This window comes from Bradyrhizobium sp. AZCC 1578 (genome assembly GCF_036924675.1).
In the GTDB taxonomy this organism is placed as follows: domain Bacteria; phylum Pseudomonadota; class Alphaproteobacteria; order Rhizobiales; family Xanthobacteraceae; genus Bradyrhizobium.
Genome location: NZ_JAZHRZ010000001.1, coordinates 207,765 through 225,671 on the forward strand (window position 1 = coordinate 207,765; position 17,907 = coordinate 225,671).

General features: G+C 59.4%; 16 protein-coding genes and 1 pseudogene. 7 read left to right on the forward strand and 10 right to left on the reverse strand.

What is annotated here, in order from left to right:
* Positions 1–146: 146 nt before the first annotated feature.
* Positions 147–1,169, reverse strand: coding sequence for a GTP cyclohydrolase II (locus V1290_RS01165; RefSeq protein ID WP_334362593.1), 1,023 nt, complete (start codon positions 1,167–1,169; stop codon positions 147–149).
* Between the two features lie 232 nt (positions 1,170–1,401).
* On the opposite strand from V1290_RS01165, the gene V1290_RS01170 reads away from it, so the two are divergent.
* The gene (locus V1290_RS01170; RefSeq protein WP_334362594.1) at positions 1,402–2,247 is read left to right on the forward strand and encodes a RibD family protein; all 846 of its coding nucleotides are present in this window, start codon (positions 1,402–1,404) and stop codon (positions 2,245–2,247) included.
* Positions 2,248–2,376: 129 nt separating this feature from the next.
* Here V1290_RS01170 and V1290_RS01175 read toward each other — a convergent pair whose 3' ends face one another.
* The 4 genes from V1290_RS01175 to V1290_RS01190 all read right to left on the reverse strand — a co-directional run bounded on the left by V1290_RS01175 (position 2,377) and on the right by V1290_RS01190 (position 6,101).
* On the reverse strand, positions 2,377–2,778 hold the full coding sequence (locus tag V1290_RS01175; RefSeq protein WP_334362595.1) for a 6-pyruvoyl trahydropterin synthase family protein: 402 nt from the start codon (positions 2,776–2,778) through the stop codon (positions 2,377–2,379).
* Positions 2,779–2,787: 9 nt separating this feature from the next.
* Positions 2,788–3,777, reverse strand: coding sequence for a zinc-dependent alcohol dehydrogenase (locus V1290_RS01180; RefSeq protein WP_334362596.1), 990 nt, complete (start codon positions 3,775–3,777; stop codon positions 2,788–2,790).
* A 145-nt stretch (positions 3,778–3,922) separates the two neighbouring features.
* A complete protein-coding gene (locus V1290_RS01185; protein WP_334362597.1) occupies positions 3,923–4,990 on the reverse strand; it encodes a glycosyltransferase family 4 protein in 1,068 nt (355 codons plus the stop codon).
* A 100-nt stretch (positions 4,991–5,090) separates the two neighbouring features.
* Positions 5,091–6,101: a class I SAM-dependent methyltransferase gene (locus V1290_RS01190; protein ID WP_334362598.1), complete on the reverse strand. Its 1,011-nt coding sequence runs from the start codon at positions 6,099–6,101 to the stop codon at positions 5,091–5,093.
* A gap of 145 nt (positions 6,102–6,246) precedes the next feature.
* Here V1290_RS01190 and V1290_RS01195 point away from each other — a divergent pair, with 145 nt between their 5' ends.
* Together V1290_RS01195 and V1290_RS01200 are read left to right on the forward strand one after the other, a co-directional pair.
* Positions 6,247–7,197 (forward strand): EamA family transporter, encoded by a 951-nt coding sequence (locus V1290_RS01195; protein WP_334362599.1) that lies wholly within the window; start codon positions 6,247–6,249, stop codon positions 7,195–7,197.
* Positions 7,198–7,544: 347 nt separating this feature from the next.
* Positions 7,545–7,765 (forward strand): annotated as a pseudogene (locus tag V1290_RS01200) (DUF892 family protein); the annotation flags it as partial.
* Between the two features lie 90 nt (positions 7,766–7,855).
* Here the strand turns inward: V1290_RS01200 and V1290_RS01205 are convergent.
* The 3 genes from V1290_RS01205 to V1290_RS01215 form a co-directional block, all read right to left on the reverse strand.
* A complete protein-coding gene (locus V1290_RS01205; protein ID WP_334362600.1) occupies positions 7,856–8,713 on the reverse strand; it encodes an SDR family oxidoreductase in 858 nt (285 codons plus the stop codon).
* 242 nt (positions 8,714–8,955) lie between these two features.
* Positions 8,956–10,035, reverse strand: a complete 1,080-nt coding sequence (locus V1290_RS01210; protein ID WP_334362601.1) for a glycosyltransferase family 4 protein — start codon at positions 10,033–10,035, stop codon at positions 8,956–8,958.
* Positions 10,036–10,067: 32 nt separating this feature from the next.
* Positions 10,068–11,390, reverse strand: coding sequence for a glycosyltransferase (locus V1290_RS01215; protein ID WP_334362602.1), 1,323 nt, complete (start codon positions 11,388–11,390; stop codon positions 10,068–10,070).
* A gap of 1,661 nt (positions 11,391–13,051) precedes the next feature.
* Here V1290_RS01215 and V1290_RS01220 point away from each other — a divergent pair.
* Complete coding sequence (locus V1290_RS01220; protein WP_334362603.1) at positions 13,052–13,252, forward strand: CsbD family protein; 201 nt, start codon at positions 13,052–13,054, stop codon at positions 13,250–13,252.
* 197 nt (positions 13,253–13,449) lie between these two features.
* Here the strand turns inward: V1290_RS01220 and V1290_RS01225 are convergent, their stop codons facing one another.
* Positions 13,450–13,614 carry a DUF3309 family protein gene (locus V1290_RS01225; protein WP_108522349.1) on the reverse strand — a complete coding sequence of 55 codons (165 nt, stop codon included), beginning with the start codon at positions 13,612–13,614 and terminating at the stop codon, positions 13,450–13,452.
* A 168-nt stretch (positions 13,615–13,782) separates the two neighbouring features.
* On the opposite strand from V1290_RS01225, the gene V1290_RS01230 reads away from it, so the two are divergent.
* From V1290_RS01230 to V1290_RS01240, 3 genes are all read left to right on the forward strand, one after another.
* A complete protein-coding gene (locus V1290_RS01230; protein ID WP_334362604.1) occupies positions 13,783–14,556 on the forward strand; it encodes a DUF1236 domain-containing protein in 774 nt (257 codons plus the stop codon).
* A gap of 188 nt (positions 14,557–14,744) precedes the next feature.
* Entirely contained in the window at positions 14,745–14,915 is a 171-nt protein-coding gene (locus V1290_RS01235) for a DUF72 domain-containing protein (protein WP_442895042.1), read from the forward strand.
* An 81-nt stretch (positions 14,916–14,996) separates the two neighbouring features.
* Positions 14,997–16,601 carry an FAD-dependent oxidoreductase gene (locus V1290_RS01240; protein ID WP_334362606.1) on the forward strand — a complete coding sequence of 535 codons (1,605 nt, stop codon included), beginning with the start codon at positions 14,997–14,999 and terminating at the stop codon, positions 16,599–16,601.
* Positions 16,602–16,811: 210 nt separating this feature from the next.
* Here V1290_RS01240 and V1290_RS01245 read toward each other — a convergent pair whose 3' ends face one another.
* Positions 16,812–17,507, reverse strand: a complete 696-nt coding sequence (locus tag V1290_RS01245; RefSeq protein WP_334362607.1) for an HAD family hydrolase — start codon at positions 17,505–17,507, stop codon at positions 16,812–16,814.
* Positions 17,508–17,907 lie beyond the last annotated feature (400 nt).

Here is a 17,907-nt window from a genome sequence, read left to right on the forward strand (position 1 = left end):
CGTGGATTGCTCAGGGGCTTTGGCGACGCTGTAATTGCCAGCCATGAGCACCAAGAAACGTGAGGTCATCTGGGGCGGCCGGATCATGGGCGCGGACCCATACGCGACATGCAGACAGCCGCTCTCTCGATTACCTCGTCGGCCGGTCAATCCCCGCGCTCACTCCGGCAGTCCGGCTGGAGATCGCCCCTGAGATGGTGACCGGAGCGTACCGCCTTCGTCGTTAGGTACCGCTTGTTGTGGGGGATGACCGGCGCTTCCAGCGCGACGCGGGCAGCGATCTCGATTCCGGCTTTTGTGAGCCCATCGAGCTTGGCCGGATTGTTGGTGAGCAGGACGATCCGCGTGCAGTTCAGGGTTCGCAGCATCAACGCAGCAACGCCATAGTCGCGCTCATCATCTTCGAAGCCGAGGATCGTGTTGGCATCACGCGTATCGAGCCCGCCGTCCTGCAGTCGATAGGCTCTCATCTTGTTCGCAAGGCCGATACCGCGGCCTTCCTGCGCCATATATAGAATGACGCCGCCGCCGAGGCTTTCTACATGAGCGAGGGCCAGCCGAAGCTGGTCGCCACAGTCGCATCGCCGCGAGCCGAACACGTCTCCGGTCAAGCATGCCGAATGAAGCCGAACCGGCACCGGTTGGGTAAAATCTGGCTTTCCGACTATGATGGCGACCTGGTCCACGCCGAGAGCATCCCGAAACACGACAAAGCGAGCCGCTCTGCCCGACGCCAGTGGAATCGTTGCTTCGCTCGCGAGCGCAAGTGTATTCGTCGCGTCCGCGGCAAACCGATTGACCCCGTCCGCTTCGACCGTAGCGATCAACTGCATCAGGTCGTCGTCGAGGTTCGGCAGCACGTCCGCTACGAGAGCCGCCGGAAGGCTGCGGCTCAATTTAGCGAGCCGGATTGCCGCCATGGCGGCATGACTTGCAGCCTCCGCCGTTCCTGCAAAATGACCCTCGTTTTTGGCGCTGGCAGCGAGGTTGAAGATGGTGCTCACGCCGACTGCTCGGGAAAGTGGTAACGCCATTGCGGTCGATGTCTTGATGCCGATCGAGCGCGCTCGCTGTTGCGTGACGACGAGTTTCAGCGCGTTCGGACTGCACAGGACCGCAAAATCATCCAGGCGTTGTTCGTCAAGCCCGTCGACGGGCAACGCGAGCAAGGATTCGCCAGGTGCGCTAATACGAATCGGTCTTCGCGCCTGCAGCTCGCTTAACGCGCGACTGACATTGAGGCATTCCTTGTTGCCAAGCAGGGCTGAATTTGCAGACGAATGCGCGGCGCTCATTCGCGGGTGACCTTCTTTACCGGGCGCGTTCGTAGAACACCGAAAGTCCTGAATCATTCCGCTAGGAATCAGATGGATTTTTGCGGCCGAGTGGTCGATAGTAGCATTGATCGTTCACAGGTTCCGAATTTTGATCTCTGCCGTGCAGTTTGGCAAATTACGCACCCGTGAATTCGCGTCTCCTGATGCATGGGAGAGCTTTGTCCAGCGTTTTCGTAGAGGGCAGCAGCCCCTTCCTCGAGCCTGGGCGGATCTGTTTGGTCCGTTGCGTAACGGGGAAGTGGACGATCTCGTGATCGTAGGGCAGGTCGGCCAATCGCTCGATGGACGCATCGCGACGGCTACTGGCCATTCAAAGTATATCAATTGTCCGGCTGGCATTGAGCACCTTCACCGGCTGCGTGCGCTCGTCGACATTGTCGTCGTTGGCGTTCGCACGGCCGTCGCTGACGACCCGCAATTGACGGTCAGACAAGTAGCTGGCCCTCAGCCGGCGCGTGCCGTGATTGATCCAAGAGGCCGCCTTGGGGCCAATGCGAGATTGTTCGCCGATGATGGTGTTCGCCGACTGCTAATCACGGCAGAGGGCACACGTTGTACGCCATCTCCCGGCGTTGAAGTTGTGACCTTGCCGGCCGAACATGGAAATATAGCTCCGTCCGCCATCGTAGCCTCGCTGACACGGCTAGGGATGCGCCGCATGTTGATCGAGGGCGGCGCTGATACCGTTTCGCGCTTTATCGCGGCCCGGTGTCTCGATCGCCTGCATATCACCGTTTCGCCCGTCATGTTGGGCGCCGGTGGTCCTGGCATCCAGTTGCCGCCGCTCGAGCGGGCCGATCAAGCTCACCGTATGCCAGTGCGCGTGCACATGATCGAGGATGATGTTCTGTTTGATTGCGATCTCTCGGCTCAGCGCGTGGCGCTCGGTGTGGCAAAGAAGTCGACGTGACCTACGCGCAACGCTGAAGCGCATTTACTGACTGCGGCTTTCGTCTGGCCAGCCAGTGGTCGATTTCGGGGGGCGGATAGCGGTTCGTTTTCACACACGGAGCTGACGGGCACGGCGAAGACGACGTAATCACCACAAGGGTGCCTCGTACTGCGCACGGGCGACGTGTGACTCCGAGAGCGTGATGCGCAGGGCCTTGAGCTCCCGGCCGGGACGGCCGAGTTCGCCAGCTCGGGCCGGCTTCGCCAGTTCGTCGAAAATATACTTGGACAGAAATTCCGTAGTAGTGTTGCTACCCTTGAACTCGGGCACGTCGTCGAGATTGCGGTAGTTGAGTGGCACCAGCACCGCCTTAAGCGCATTGTGGGCGCGGCCGATGTCGATAACAATTCCATTGTTATCGAGGGTGTCCGCGATGAAGGCTGCATCGACTACGAAGGTCGCCCCGTGCAACGTCTGCGCGGGCCCGAAAACCGCGCCCCGGAACGAATGAGCGATCATGATGTGGTCGCGAACTTCGACGGTAAACAAGGCAGCTCCTTACGAATAGATGACGGGTTGGCAGAGTATGCCGGTCTTGGCGTCGAGAATTCCCGGCAGTTGATGCGGCAAATCGCCAAACGCAACCGCCGGTGCTAGCAATGCATCGAGCCGTTGATCATTGAGCAGTGCGATGGCGGCCGCAAGACGGCGGACGCACGTCCAGCGCGGACGGTGCGATTGAGCTACGCGCCCCACTTGGCTCGATATCAGCCGAAGCCGGCGGCTATGGAAGGGGCCGCCAAGCATTGCGGTCACTGCCGCGTCACCATACCAACTCATCTCGAGCACAGTAGCCTCGTCTCCGCCCAGTTCGAGCGCCATTCGTAGTCCGTCGGGCGAACCGCTGGCATGAACGATGAGGTCGCAGTCACCCCTTGCTTTCCCGGGTTCCGCGAAACTAACCCCGAGTGTTCCTGCTAATTTCGCCCGGCCTGGATTGATATCGACAAGGGTGACGTCCGTACCAGGAATCCGCCCGCACAGATACGCGACGAGAGAACCGACCGCGCCAGCCCCTATGACAGCGATGCGGTCGGCTGGTGCCGGTGCAGCGTCCCACACGCCGTTGAGCGCGGTTTCCATGCTGGCCGCCAGCACTGCACGTCGCGGCGGAACGTCCTCCGGAAGCGCGACCGCTGCGCTCGCAGGGATGTTGAAAGCGGTCTGGTGTGGGAAGAGCGCGAAGACGTTCTTACCCTGCAAGCCGCCTTCGCCGCCCTCGACTCTTCCGACGGCGGCGTAGCCGTACTTGACGGGAAACGGAAAATCACCCGCCATGAAGGGCGCGCGCATCCTCTCGAATTCGCTGACGGGTACGCGCCCGCCAAACACGAGTGATTCAGTGCCCCGACTGATTGCGCTATAGATGGTTTTCACGCGTACTTCGCCCGCGCCGGGCGGAGCCATCTCTTCCCGGCGAATTTCGACCTGTCCGGGACCGCGATACCATAGGGCCGAAGCGATATCGGCATTCGCACTAACAGCCATTTTCTAAGATCTCAAACTGGACTTCTCGGCGGCTTGACATGCAATAGTCTGCACCGCCCGCCGGCGAATGAGAAGCCATAACCCTCCTTGCTACTGCGACGTGCGCGCGCTCACCGAGCAAGCTGGATCTACGTGCCCCCAACTCTTAGCCGATCGTCTCGATTGCGCTGGCAAACAGTCGGGCGGAATCTTGCCAAGTGGGGAGCTGAGCCGCTGCCGTGCGAGCATTCGCGGCAAGCCGCCGCCGTTCAGGCGGATCGTCGATCAGACGGCGCAGCGCCTGCGCCAATGCGACCGTGTCCTCCGGAGCCACCAGCAGCCCTGCCTCCGCCGGCACTGTATCGGGGATTGCGCCCGCTCTGGTAGATACGACCGGAAGACCGTGCCCGATCGCTTCGGCGAGCGCCATCCCATACCCTTCGAAACGCGACGCAAGAACAAATATGTCGGATGCCAAATAGAGTTCGATGATGCGCTCAGGCGGCACGGCGCCCAGCACCTCGACCCTGTCGCTGAGGCCGTAGGCCTCGATGTCGGCGTCAAGCTGCGCGGCGGCGGTCGGGTTGCGGGTCCGGTCACCCGCGATCGTCAGCCGCCAGGGCTTGTCGGCAAGCGCGACCAGAGCAGCGATCAGCAGATCGTATCCTTTGTCCGGCACCACCGAGCCAATCGAGAGAAGCCGAACGACCCCATCCTTGCTGCCAGGCGCTGACGGAACTGGATCATTACCCGGTCGGACCACGCTGACGCGCTGAGCCGGGACGTCGTAATCAGCGATCACAATCCGGGCGGTTGCCTCACTCGTGACCACGACCTGCGCGGCAGCGGCGAGCGCAGCGCGCTCGCTCTCGCGGAACACGTCTGCCTGCGTTCTGTCTAGACCGGCGTGCAGAGCAAGCGGTTGGTGCACCAGCGCGACGAGCGGTGTGCGGGATCGGAGCGCGCCGGCCTCTGGCAGGGTCCCAAACGCAAGCCCATCGAGGACTATCGGGCAGCCGGCCGGCACCGCAGACAGTATCGCCAGCGCGCTCGCGCGCTGCGCGATGCTCGGGAACGGAAAGCTGTCGCCTATGTTGGCGACATCGACGCGCCATCCGAGCCGCCGAAGCTCCTGGACGATGCGTCGATCATAGCGATAACCTCCGGTCGGCGTGGCTAAATCGCCCGGCACGGCGAACGCAACGTGCAGTTCATTGCATGGAAACGTGCGCACGGTGCGGATCCGGCGATGGTTGCGTAAGGTTAGACGGATTTGCGCAAGCCGCAAGCCGAACAATATGCCTCTTCATGGCGCCATTCCTTTCGCCGCGCCGCTAGGAAGGTTTCGCTTCCTTCCAGGCGCATAGTGAGAGGCCGCCGCGAAAAGAACCCAATCGAGCGTGTCGCCCGATCACATCAAGCATGGTGAGCAGTCGCGCAACGAGGGCGGGCACGTCTCCTTTGGGAATAAACGTCCAGGGAACAGAGCGACTGCGGCGAAACCCAGCTTGAGCCAGCAGCACGGAAAATTCTTCGCGAGTCAGTATTCTGTCACTGGAAAGATGTTTGGTGTCAAACCCCAACACAGGCGCTATCGCCCGATACCAAACGTAATCGGCATTCGGTGTCAGGCAGAAAAAACGGCCACCAATCTTCAGCACCCTATAGATGCCAGCCAACACCGCTCGCTTGTCTAGCATATGCTCGAACGCACCGATACAAATCGCCAGATCAACGGACTCGTCTGCGATTCCGTTCAGCTCCTCGGCGTTGCCCACGTCAAACGTAAGGTTGGCTTTCCAAGCTGAGTTCCGAAGACGAGCGCGCGCCAATGCGATCATGCCCGGCGAGACATCAATCCCGATGCCACGAGCTACTTCAGGGGCAAGGGCGAACAGGTGATGGCCGTTGCCGCAACCGAGGTCCAGCACCACATCAGAGGGCCGGATTCGAGCCAAGTTTCGCACAAGCGCGAGTCGGTATTCGAGCAGTCGTTGCGGATCACCGTGCTGCTCGGGAGATCCTGTTGATACACATCGATCAAAGAAGGACCTGATATCCGCGGTGTTGCATGAGGGCGTGGTCCTGACACCGCGAAACATTGACCAAGGCCCTCGTCGTTCGGTGCCAAGCGTCTGTTCCCGCAGTGGGCGGCCTGCGAGATCGGCAGGACTAATCGAATTCCGCTTCTGTATCATCGGCATGGCAGTTACCGACTCTAGACGACAAAACAATTTAATTGCTTCGCTTAGGTTCCCCGGATCGAGGTGGGCGCGCCCCATTTGCCTCTCGTTCGGAACCTGGCGCGTCGATGCGATCGAGTTTTCGCAGACGCTGAATGCCACGCCGCATCGCCCGGCAGGGCCGCAAATGCTAGGCTTGAGAGTCCGGAAAAGAATAGGATCAACATCGCAGAATTCTTGGGGTTCGGTTCTGACGCGGTAGAACGCACGAGTGGGCCGTCAATCGGGATCAGCCACAGTCTCCGCCATGGCAGAACTGAAGGCAATTTCTGGCGGAGTGTCGATTATGAGCTGGTTTTTCATCGCCCTGTGTGCGCCATTCCTACTTGCTTGCGCCAATCACAACGACAAGTTTTTGCTGTCGAGATACCTCGAGCAGAAAAGTATCGGATCGATTGTCATACTCTCTTCGCTGTTCAGCGGCGTGGTAATCCCGATCCTGTTGTTCATTCAGCCGGACGTGGACGACGTCAGCTTCGTTCAAGGAACTGCGCTTGTCGCGACCGGGGTGTCGAGCGTCTTCGCCGGTGTTTTCTATCTCTACGCACTCGACATCGATGAGGCATCTTTCGTCACACCTTTTTATCAGACGGTGCCCATCTTTGCTTACTTCCTCGGCTATCTTATCCTCGGTGAAACGATCACGTTTGCTCAAGGATTGGGTTCGTTCGTTATTATTGTTGGTGCGCTTGCATTGTCGTTTGAGTCTGGTCGGCGGGGAATGCGGTTCAAGCGAAACGTTGTGGCACTGATGCTGGGTGCTTCTTTCTTGAGTGCGGTCAATGGCGTCATTTTCAAGCTGATCGCCGTGGACAAGGGTTTTTGGGTTTCGCTTTCATGGGGATTCGTCGGCCAAACGATGACCGGTTTGGCTTTGCTGGTCATCGTTCCAAGTTACCGCAGAGATTTTCTCGACCTATTCCAGCAATCGAAAGTCGCCGCTGTTGGCCTCATCGCACTGAGCAAAACATTGTTCAGTGTCAGCGAAGCCGTCACGCTTTACGCGACTCTCCTGGCGCCCGTCGCATTGGTTCTTCTCGTGAATTCGTTCCAGCCACTTTTCGTCTTTGCATTCGGTATCGTGTTGACCCTATTTTTCCCTCGCGTGGCCAAGGAATCGCTAGATCGCACGAAGATGCTACAAAAGGGCTTGGGAATTTGCCTCATGCTCGTCGGTGGTTACATGATCAGCAGATAAACATCTGACCGAGCTAACGAAGCCACTTTTAGCGGCGCACGAGTCCGGTATCGACTCCATCGTGACGGGCGCGCTGCTCGCGTCCGGACCTGGCACCTTTGAGACATGCCAGCCTATCCTGAGACTGTACGTTCACCGGGGTAGACCGGAAGTCGCCGTGATGCGGCCAAACCGACGCGAATGACCCCAATGTCTGGTCCGGCCGCGCGTTGCAAGAGGTTTCGTCAACCTGGCAGATGCGATCTTGCATCAATGTATCCGGCCTCTGATTGGAGCGTGTGGTGCTCCGAGCCATCATGGACATCAGCGTGCATACGAGCTGATTAGCGGACAGGCCTCGAATGGACGCGGGCGAATCGAAGGACAGGGCCGTACTTGATCTGCCACCGTCGCCGCCGCTTGGGCCGTCGATCACTATGAGAGCTGCCGATATGGGACGTTGATAGCCTAGGACGAGGAACTCGGCCATGACGAGATCGTGCGTTTCCTGACCACCAACCTCAATGAGGAAAAGGCGGCGAACACGAAGCTTAATACCATCGCGTTTCGGAAGGGCGTCAACAATCAAGGCGTCGAACGCCGCCTGACTCAGCACGGGCGCCGGTCCGGGGGGAATGGGGACTTGGCGGCGCCTCAAGGAGCCGGCGGGACGCCTTTTTTACAGGAAGGGCTTGCCGCCGGTGACGGCAATCGTCGCGCCGGATACGTAGCTTGAAAGGGGATCGGCCAGCATGACATAAGCGGTCGCCAGTTCGACGGGCTGACCGGGACGCTTCATCGGGACCTGTTTGCCGAAGTTCTTTACGGAGTCCCCAGGCAAGGTGGATGGAATGAGCGGCGTCCAGATCGGCCCCGGAGCAACCGCATTGGCACGAATGCCCTTCTCGGCCAGAAGCTGCGCCAGTCCCGCCGTAAAATTGTGGATCGCGCCCTTGGTCGTTGCATAGGCCAGAAGCGTCGGGTTGGGGACATCCGAATTGATCGACGCCGTGTTGATGATGCAGCTACCCGGCTTCATGTGGCTTATCGCTGCCTTGGTAAGATAGAACATCGCGTGGATGTTCACCTTAAACGTCAGTTCCCATTCCTCGTCACTAATGTCGTCGATCGAGTTGAAGCTGGCCTGATGCGCCGCGTTGTTGACGAGGATATCTATACCGCCCAGCTCCGATACGGCCTTCGCGATGACGGCGCGGCATTGACTGGAGGTCTGTAGATCGCCGGGAAGCAGGACGGCCTTTCTGCCGGCTTCCGTCACCAGCCGCTCGGTCTCCCGGGCATCGTCGTGCTCGTCGAGATAGGAGATCAAGACGTCAGCTCCCTCTCTGGCGTAGGCGATGGCAACCGCGCGGCCGATCCCGCTGTCGCCGCCGGTGATGACGGCCTTCTTGCCGTTGAGGCGACCGCTGCCCTTGTAGGACGTTTCGCCATGATCCGGCGCCGGCTTCATCGCGGCAGTCTTGCCGGGCATCGGCTGCTGTTGGTTTGGAAACGGAGGGCGGGGAAAATTCAGCATGGCTGCCCTCTCTCTGATCGCAATTGCCTTCCAACCCCCGTTTTGCAGATTGGTTCCTGCACCGAAGCAGGCGAACGGCGCGCGGACCTCGCGTATCCTCAAGTTGTTGATGGACTACCGCGACGGTTTCGTAATTCTGCTGGACGTCAGAGCGACATGGCCGTTTTTGCTATCCGCGGGGCCGGAATGGTTGGCACGCACGCGGAGACTAGCGGCCGCTTGCCTGTTACGGGGCCGGACGGCTATCGGGCACTGAGGGAACCAAGGCGGGCCTGATGCCGGGATGAACTTCGCTCATCAGGATGAATCAGTGCCTTGTAGTGGCGAAGATATTCTTCCGCCATGCGCCTGGCGGTGAACCTCTTCTCGAAATGCCCGCGCACCTGGCTTCGATCGAGTTCGGCGAGCCTTCCGATCGCTTCGACCGCTTCTGTTTCATCCGCTACGACAAACCCGGTAATGCCGTTGTCGATGACTTCGGGCACCGAGCCTGACTTGAACGCGATGACGGGCGTGCCGCACGCCATGGCCTCGATCATGACGAGCCCGAATGGCTCCGGCCAATCGATGGGAAACAACAGCGCCGCAGCGCCTGCCAGAAATTGCCGCTTCGCGTCATCATTGACCTCGCCGGTGAGCTGCACCTGCTCGCCATCGATCTGCGGCTCGAGCTGTTCCTTGAAGTAGCTTCTATCGCCGCGTGGGACCTTTGCGGCGATACGAAGCGGCATTTTGGCACCGCGTGCGATCCGGATGGCGGCTTCCGGTCCTTTCTCCGCCGTCAGCCGGCCCAGGAAGGCAAGGTAGGAGCCGGCCTCGAACGAAGGTCGAAACAGGTCGGCCGGCAAGCCATGGTAAACGGTGCCGATCCAGTTGGCCTCGCTTAGGGGAACGCGCTGATTGTCCGATATCGAAACGAACGGCGCGTCGGGAAAGCTGCGGACCACGTCCGGAAAGCCAGGCAAGTCCATGCGCCCGTGGCAGGTGGTTAGAAACGGAACGCCGAGCCGGCTCAGGAGTGGCAGGTGCAGCCAATCGATATGCGCGTGAATGACATCGAATTCGGTTGCATTGCGGGCTACCGCTTCCAATAACGCGGTCTGGGCAACCATCGGGTCGGTCCGCGGGCGGCCAAGGCGAAGCGCCCGAGGCCAGACCGCATGAAGCCGGGCTGACGTTGCCGAGTCCCCGCTGGCAAACAATGTCACCTCATGTCCCAGGCTCACCAGCTCATCGATCAGCCACGCCACCACGCGCTCGGTGCCGCCGTAAAGCTTGGGAGGGACGCTTTCGGCCAGAGGCGCTATCTGGGCAATCCGCATGGGCTTTCTACCATCGAGATCGAACCAAACCGTCAAACCACCGGCCGTTCGTATTGGGACAGCAGGTCGAGCCAATCCTCCAATAATCGGCTCATCAAAAAGTTCTGCCGCACGCTTTCTTTCGCGCGCGCACCGAGCTCCTCCCGCAAGTTCGGATTCTTCAAGAGCTCGACCATTCTCGCCGCCGCCTGATCGGGCGTGCTCACCAGAAATCCGTTCCATCCGTCCTTGATCTGGTGCCGGATGCCTCCGACGTCGCCGCCGATGACGGCGGCGCCCTTCCACATTGCCTCGGCGACGGTGAGACCAAAGCCCTCGCGGATCGACTTCTGCAGGACCACGGCGGCAGAGCGCTGCAGTGCGTTCACCAGGGTTGGATCGTCGACGCTGAGAACAATGATACCTTCATCGGCGACGCTCTCGATCGTCTCGAGGATTTGTCCGCCCTCGGGATCGTCAGAGGCATTATTGCCGACGAGCACGAGCGTGCAGTCGACCTGCTCTCTCGCCTTGCGGAAAGCCTCAATCACGCCCATCGGGTCTTTCCACCGATCGAACCTGGAAATCTGCGTTACCAGGGGACGATCTGTCGGAATTTTGTAGTTGCCGAGGAATTCCCGTCTCTCGCGGTCGGACATCTCACGGTTCTTCGCCGAGAACGGATCAATCGCCGGGGTGACGAAATGCTGACCGACCTGGAGATGCTGACCGTATTCGGGCAGCGAAAAGATAGTTGCGTTATATTGCTCGATGAACTGGCGCAGATAAGTCCAAACCGATGCGTGCGGCGACGACAGATCGACGTGACATTGCCAGAGCCACGGCATTTCCCGATCGGAAAAATGCGTGATGAGCGGCAGAGGCTGAGGATCATGCACGATGACTGCGTCGCAGTCGTCAAGATGAAGCCGCGTGGCATTTTCGAACACGACCTCTTCGTAGATCGTCTTTTCAGCGTCGGAAAACTCCAGGCTGGTGCCCTGCAGCGTATTGTGCAGCTTCTTGGTGCAGCCAAAGAAGCCCGGCGTTCCCTGAATCAAATGCCAGTCGGTTTCGATGCCGGTCGCATTCATCATAAGCGTGAGCGGCGTGAGCAGTTCGGTTACGCCTCCGCCGTAGAATGTCGAACTGATATGGGCGACGCGCATCGTGCGCACCCGATCCGCCTTCGCCGCGATGCGCTCGACCGTCGCAGCGCCGATGAGCGGCTCGTACTGTTCGAGCGTATGAAGCCCGAGAGTGGACCGTTGAACGGCGGAGCTGAGCATAGACATCGAAGGGTCGCCCTTACAGTTCTCGAGCGCGGGAACGCGGCCTCGTCGGATTTTACAAACTCCGCAAACTTGCAACGGCACAGGAAAAGTTGATCAGCGCCCCTCCAGGACGCTTCTTCCATTTTTTCCCATGCAATAAGTCTGGAAGCGCCAAGAAGTTTCTCCGGCTGGAGGTTGGTCGAGAAGTTGAACTAGATGAACATTTGTTCATCGCGCTTATTGGACGAGTAATGGAGCTGCTCGAAACGTGTTGATCCCGATCGCATGACACCTTGGCGCTCTCAGCTACTGTGGCGACTGAGCTGCGACCCGACCAAATCGAGCTCTGCCGTGGGGTGCATGCCGCTCGGCGAAACAATGCGCTCAAATGCGATTGGGCACGACTTGATCGAAGTCGTGCCACCGCGGGTCGCGAGCGCCGCCCCGACAGGTTCCAACGTGCGATATCTGTTGCCGTTGAACGTCGGACGCACCGGCAAAATGGGAAACTTCCAAAGACAACGTGAGTTGCTGTCAAATCGGACGTGCCGATTTCCGGCATCCGGCTTTCCGACCGGATTTCACTGCAGATCATGCGGCAGTGGGCCAAGATGCACGCGGCGAAGCCGCAGCACGCCGAGAGTTACCAGTGGTCACACTTGTTGGAGTTGGAGGATGGTCGATGAAGTTCTTCGAAAGGCGGTCGACACGGCTTGGACCATCTATCTGGCGGTGCATCGCGATGTCGACGTTGCGGACGGTCGACGATGCCTATTGGAGCGCCATTTGCGAGGGAAGTTGGAGGCCAGCCAAAGCGAGACTGAAGAACTCACGTGTTCTGGACTCGCCTATCTTGACCGGCTTCCCAGGGACGAATGATAAAGCGGATAGAATTGCTGCTCGGACAGATAGCAGCAGGAAGCGCGAGACCGGATTGGACATTGCTCGCCCTTTCGTCGCTGCTATCAGCGACGCTGGTCCTGGCATTGCAATCCGTTAGTAGATGAAGCCTTCACTCGCGAGTTGCCGTGTACGAATCAGGCAGCTCACCGAAGCGGTCACCAACTCGCGCGATTGAACAGAAGAAAGTCCGCCAGCGTTTCGAAGAGCTCTTCTCACCGCTCCGGATGGCGCGAGCAGCGGCCGCTGTGCAACCGTGTGAGTGAAGATCGCCCCGGGGCAGACCGTTTGAATGCATTGGCTAGTTATCTGCGCCCCACCAGAACACCGACCAAGAACGCTATAGTGAGTGCGTGTAGGGGCGCTTCTTGAGTCCAACGCGCCAAGCGGTCGAGAGGCGCACCTGGGTGCCGGCCTGCTTCGACGGCGTCGGCGACGGACTGAGTGGTTTCCTTGACCGTCTTGGTAGCCGCCTGAACGGCCTCCTTGGCCTGGTCGAGCTTGTTTGGGCCATCGATACCTTCACCGACCATCTGAGCTCTCCACGGCAACGCGGAAAATCGACGCCTGGAATGGAGAATGGTTCCCGGACACCTGTTCGACTGCATTGCAGGGCGCAATATTTGAGAAGATTGAGCAGTCCCGCCACAGCATCGTTCCGCTCGCTGCGCATATGTACTCGCGCGCGTTAGTTCGGAGTTCTGAAAGCTCTGTGCTGAATTCAGGGCTTCTTTTCGTCCGCCCTAAACTGTTCTTCTCCGGACGCACCCATTTCCCGATCGCACGCCGCTCCGCGGCTGCGACGAGTAGGAACGAGACGCTGCTCTAAGCGTTGCGGATTCACGTAAGCCGGAGGATCCATCATGGACTGGAACCGAATCGAAGGGAATTGGACCGAGGTCAAGGGCAAGGTCAAACAGAACTGGGCCAAACTGACGGACGATGACCTGACCGCTATCAACGGCCGGCGCGATGAGCTCGAAGGTCGGCTGCAAAAGCGCTACGGCTACGCCAAGGATCAAGCCCGCAAGGACGTTGATGATTGGTTTTCGACATTGCCCTGAACCTCACGGTTTAGAACAAACGCAAACTCGCTCGGTGTCCTTAAACCGCCTTGCCCCCCTGCGAGGCGGTTTTTGCTGCGACCGGATTTGGCAGTCGGACAAAAATATGCGCCAGGAACGACCGCAGCGGTCCTCGATGGTGCTAACCCGGACAAAACCTGTCCGTGCCGGTAATGCAACAGCTTGCCCGAAACGATTCAGATTCTGCCAAGCAGAATCAAAATCAGCAGGATAACAATTACGAGGCCCAGTCCACCGCCGCCGTAGTAGCCGGTCCCATAAAATGGGCCGCCGCCAATGCCACTAAAGCCACCCAACAAGGCAATCACCAAAATAATCAGGATGATCGTACTGATCGACATGGACTCTCTCCATTTCGCATGTGCGCCAGACTGGAGAGATAAGCCAACGCTGGAACTTTTGTTTCAACATGAGAGAGGGATTTCGAGCATAGGGACGCACCCAAGGAACGTCATAATCTCCTTTTCGTTAATCGCCGAGGGCAATGCAATCTGTGAGGAGAGGATTCTATGACTAAAGGTTTTTTGATCTCGGTCGCCGCGGCGGCTCTGATCGCTGGTACCGGTTTCGCCAATGCGCAGGGTACCGGGATGGGCCGTGAATCGCCGTCGGGCGGCGCCGCAGCCCAGCAGGGTGGCGCGACAGAACAAAAGTCCGACATGAAGTCCGAGCAGAAGTCGATGGGCGCTGAAAAGAGCCAGCGCACGGAAGACAAGGGCGGCAAGGACATGAAGGCGGAAGGCCGCGAAGACAAGGGCATGAAAGCCGAGGGCAAGGAGGACCGAGGCGGCATGAAGGCCGAACAAAAGGGTGATCGTGAGAAGACGACCGGCCAGGGCACCCCACGTGACCAAGGCCGTGATCAGAGCACGACACAGCAGCGTGATCAGAGCACGACACAAGGCCGCGAGCAGACTACGCCTCAGAAGGACCAGAAGGCCCAGGGCAAGGAAGACCGCATGCAGACTCAGACGCAGGGCGGAGCCGCGGGCCAAGACACGACCACGACGGGCCAGGCTGGTGCCGCGGGGAAGCTCTCGACCGAGCAGCGCACCCAGATCACCAGCGCGATCAAGGAGACCCGCGTTGAGCCGGTGACGAACGTGAATTTCTCGATTTCGGTCGGCACTAAGGTGCCGCGCGACGTGACCTTCCACACGCTGCCGGAGCGAGTGGTGACGATCTATCCGGAATGGCGCAGGTACAAGTACATCCTCGTCAAGGAGCAGATCGTGATCGTGGATCCGAACACCTACGAGATCGTGGCGGTTCTGGAGGCCTAAATCCGACGGTTAACTGCGACTCCAGGGCGGGCAGAAATGCCCGCCTTTCGTATAGGGGCATGCCTGCTCAAAACCCCGTATGCTGGCCCGCGGCTTCGATCTGAGGCTCATCCGCTGCGATCAACAGATTGAAATTGTTCTGGACGCTGCACTTGGCAAGCTCCAACGCGATTCCAGCGCCCGTTACGATGGCCCCACGGGACCCAGTGTCGTCCGCGAACCCTTCGGAATGGGCTCGCCGCGTCAGGTCCTGGAAGCGGCAAGGCTGCGACGTGTTTGTCTATCTCGACAACGACCAGAAAAGCGCGGCGCCGGCCGATGCCAGACGCTTGAGCGAGATGACGGGCCGGGCCCGATGACGGCGGAACTAATAGGAACCAGACCACCCGATCGGCCGTTTTGATATTCATGGTCATTGTCGACTGGATCGGGTTTTTAGGATGGTTCCTTTCATCGATCGGCGTAGCCAATCGCTTTGGATGGACATTGCGGTTGCCCCAAACGCGACACGACTCCAGGGCAGCAAGGAATGCGATGTTGCAATCATTGGCGCGGGTATTGCCGGCATTTCCACGGCCTATGAACTTGCCCTCCGAGGTTCGCGCGTCATCGTGCTCGATCGTGCGAAGATCGCGGGTGGCATAACGGCGCGCACCACAGCGCATCTGGCGCCGCTCTGCGATGATCTGACGTCCGCGATGATCGGCCTGCGGGGGGAGGACACATCCCGCCTCTTCTATGAGAGTCAGGCCGCAGCGGTGGATCGCATCGAGGAAATCCAGCAGCGGGAATCCATCGACTGCGATTTCCGGCGCCTGGACGGTTTTCTGTTTCAGGCGCGCGACACCGATGCGAAGATCATCGAGGATGAATTGGATGCGGTCCGCCAGGTCGGCGCGCCCGTCCATAGGCTGGTCGGCGTTCCCCTCGCCCATTGCGCGCAGCAGCACGTACTGCGCTATCCGCGCCAGGGCACGTTTCATCCTCTGAAATATCTCAGGGGTCTTGTCGCGGCCGTCGAGACAAAGGGTGGCAGCTTCCACTGTGACACAGTCGTCGAACGGATCGAGGAGCACGACGGCAAGGTTGTTGTGACGGCCAGCGGCGGTACAGTAACTGTCCAAGCTGCGGTCGTGGCTACAAATGCCCCGATCGTCGATCGATTCGCCCTGCATACCAAAATGGCTCCCTATCGCACCTACGCGATGGCGTTTTCGATCAGGAAGGGAGCTATCCCGGATGCGCTGTATTGGGACACGCTGGATCCCTACCACTACGTACGGCTGCAGCCCGGTGATGATCGAGCCGATTTCCTCATCGTCGGGGGTGGCGACCACAAGAGCGGCGAAGCCGATGACGCCGAGGTCCGCTTTCAGGCCCTTGAAGCCTGGACGCGCAATCTCATTCCAGCCGCGCAAGATGTCACCCACCGGTGGTCGGGACAGGTCCTCGACACCATCGATTACGCTGGCTTCATCGGCAGAAATCCGGGAAGCAACAAAATCTACGTACATGCCGGCGATTCTGGCCAAGGCATGACGCACGGCGTGGTGGGCGCCATGATCAACTCAGCACTGATCCTGGGGCGGGAAACCAAATGGGCCGACGTGTATGAGCCCTCGCGCAAGACGCCCGCCGCGATCGGCAACTTCCTGAGGGAGAATGTAACCGCCGTGAAGAACTTCGCTGAGTACCTCGCGCCGGGCGAACTGACCGATGTCAGCGACCTGAAAGCCGGACACGGCGCCATCATCCGGCAGGGTACAAGCAAGATCGCAGCCTATCGTGACCCTTCCGGCGCGCTGTACGCCCGCTCCGCAGCCTGTACGCATGTGGGCTGCCACCTGCACTGGAATTCCTTCGAGACGTGCTGGGATTGCCCCTGCCACGGATCTCACTTCGCGATCGATGGAACGCCGCTCAATGCTCCTGCCATCGGCCCGCTGGCTGAGGTAAGCATCAGGGCGGAACAACGCGGTGACGACAAGCTGGACAGCGAACCTGGGAACCTCAATCCGTTCGGTAGTCTCAATCGCCTCACCTAGATTGAAGGAGCAGCGGCGGTACACCTCTCGGAACGAGCCGACGCTGCTAGGCACGCGCCCGGTAAGCCGGCCATTCCACCGCCACGCCCGCAATAAAAACGTGACCGGCGGACGGGGCCTCTCGCACAGGCGCGCGGCATGGATGCGCCGCCGACCTTACCAACGCGAGCCACGCGATGCCGCGAAACAGTAAATCATCGGATGCCTGCTCTATGGAAGGCAAACCGGGCTTCCAGAGCCGTCCAAAGAACCTTCATCGCGCATACTTTCCAGACTCGTTAGAAGCTCGGGGAGATCGTCTGCAACGATGGAGCATCCAGCCTCCAGCAGCGCTTCCTTGGCGAATCCGCCAGTAAGGAGACCGGCGGCTGCCACACCGGCTGACCTCGCGGCCTCGGCATCATATGGAGTATCGCCAATCATGATAGCCTGCTTGACCGAGATACCTAACCTTAGAACCGCCAACTCCACCAGCCGAGGGTCTGGCTTGCCATGCTCGACATCGTCCCCACACGCCACACAGGAGATGAGGTCGTCGACATCCAGAAGCGATCGGTAATGTTTGAGTTCTGGACCTTTGCAATCCGTAGCCAGCGCAATTCGTCCGCCAGCCTTGGCTATCGCCTCAAGTACATCACGCACGCCCGCGAAGGGCTTTGCCATTGCCAGATATTTGCCGTCGTAAATTTTCTCCTTGGCTTCAAGCACTCTTTTGCGCTCTTCAGCGCTCATAGCGGGCGCAATGAGCTGAAGCGTCTCGTCGCCGTCCAATCCAGAATAGAGTTGCAAAATTTCATAGGGTACCGTTGCGCCAAAATTGGCCAACGATTCCTGCTGGCTCAGCAAATTCTGGCGCACACAGTCGACTAGCGTGCCTTCCACATCGAATATGTAGCCGGAAAACATACGGCCTCGCACACCTTACACCGCAAGCGCCCTGGATGATAAAGTTGTGCGGTCGAAACGGTTCCTAGACAAATGGCAAAGCAATCGTGTTTCGATCTGATGCGTCTTTTGTCGCGTTAGAGCTTCCGGTTTAGGCGAACCTGCCGCGAGATCAAGGCTCCCGCGGCGAGTCGACGGCCAAGCTCGCAAAACATCGATTGCTCGGTCAAGGCCAACTTTCCAACCTGGCGTTAGACGATTTGGGGTTCTTCAGCGTGGGACCAATGGCTGCTTGTACTCGTAGGTTGCATAGCGCGTTTCCTTCCGCTTTCGCCAATGCAGCGAGCGCGGCCGTCGAAACGACCTGGTTACGGTGCCCGTCAAGAGGGCCGAAACCAACGGTTACGAATTTCAATTCGAC

Coding starts and splice junctions, on each gene's coding strand:
- V1290_RS01245 (WP_334362607.1), bottom strand. CDS start 17,507: ATGTTTTCCGGCTACATATTCGATGTGGAAGGCACGCTAGTCGACTGT.
- V1290_RS01240 (WP_334362606.1), top strand. CDS start 14,997: ATGGTTCCTTTCATCGATCGGCGTAGCCAATCGCTTTGGATGGACATT.
- V1290_RS01220 (WP_334362603.1), top strand. CDS start 13,052: ATGGACTGGAACCGAATCGAAGGGAATTGGACCGAGGTCAAGGGCAAG.
- V1290_RS01225 (WP_108522349.1), bottom strand. CDS start 13,614: ATGTCGATCAGTACGATCATCCTGATTATTTTGGTGATTGCCTTGTTG.
- V1290_RS01230 (WP_334362604.1), top strand. CDS start 13,783: ATGACTAAAGGTTTTTTGATCTCGGTCGCCGCGGCGGCTCTGATCGCT.
- V1290_RS01180 (WP_334362596.1), bottom strand. CDS start 3,777: ATGGCTGTTAGTGCGAATGCCGATATCGCTTCGGCCCTATGGTATCGC.
- V1290_RS01195 (WP_334362599.1), top strand. CDS start 6,247: ATGGCAGAACTGAAGGCAATTTCTGGCGGAGTGTCGATTATGAGCTGG.
- V1290_RS01235 (WP_442895042.1), top strand. CDS start 14,745: ATGGCCCCACGGGACCCAGTGTCGTCCGCGAACCCTTCGGAATGGGCT.
- V1290_RS01205 (WP_334362600.1), bottom strand. CDS start 8,713: ATGCTGAATTTTCCCCGCCCTCCGTTTCCAAACCAACAGCAGCCGATG.
- V1290_RS01210 (WP_334362601.1), bottom strand. CDS start 10,035: ATGCGGATTGCCCAGATAGCGCCTCTGGCCGAAAGCGTCCCTCCCAAG.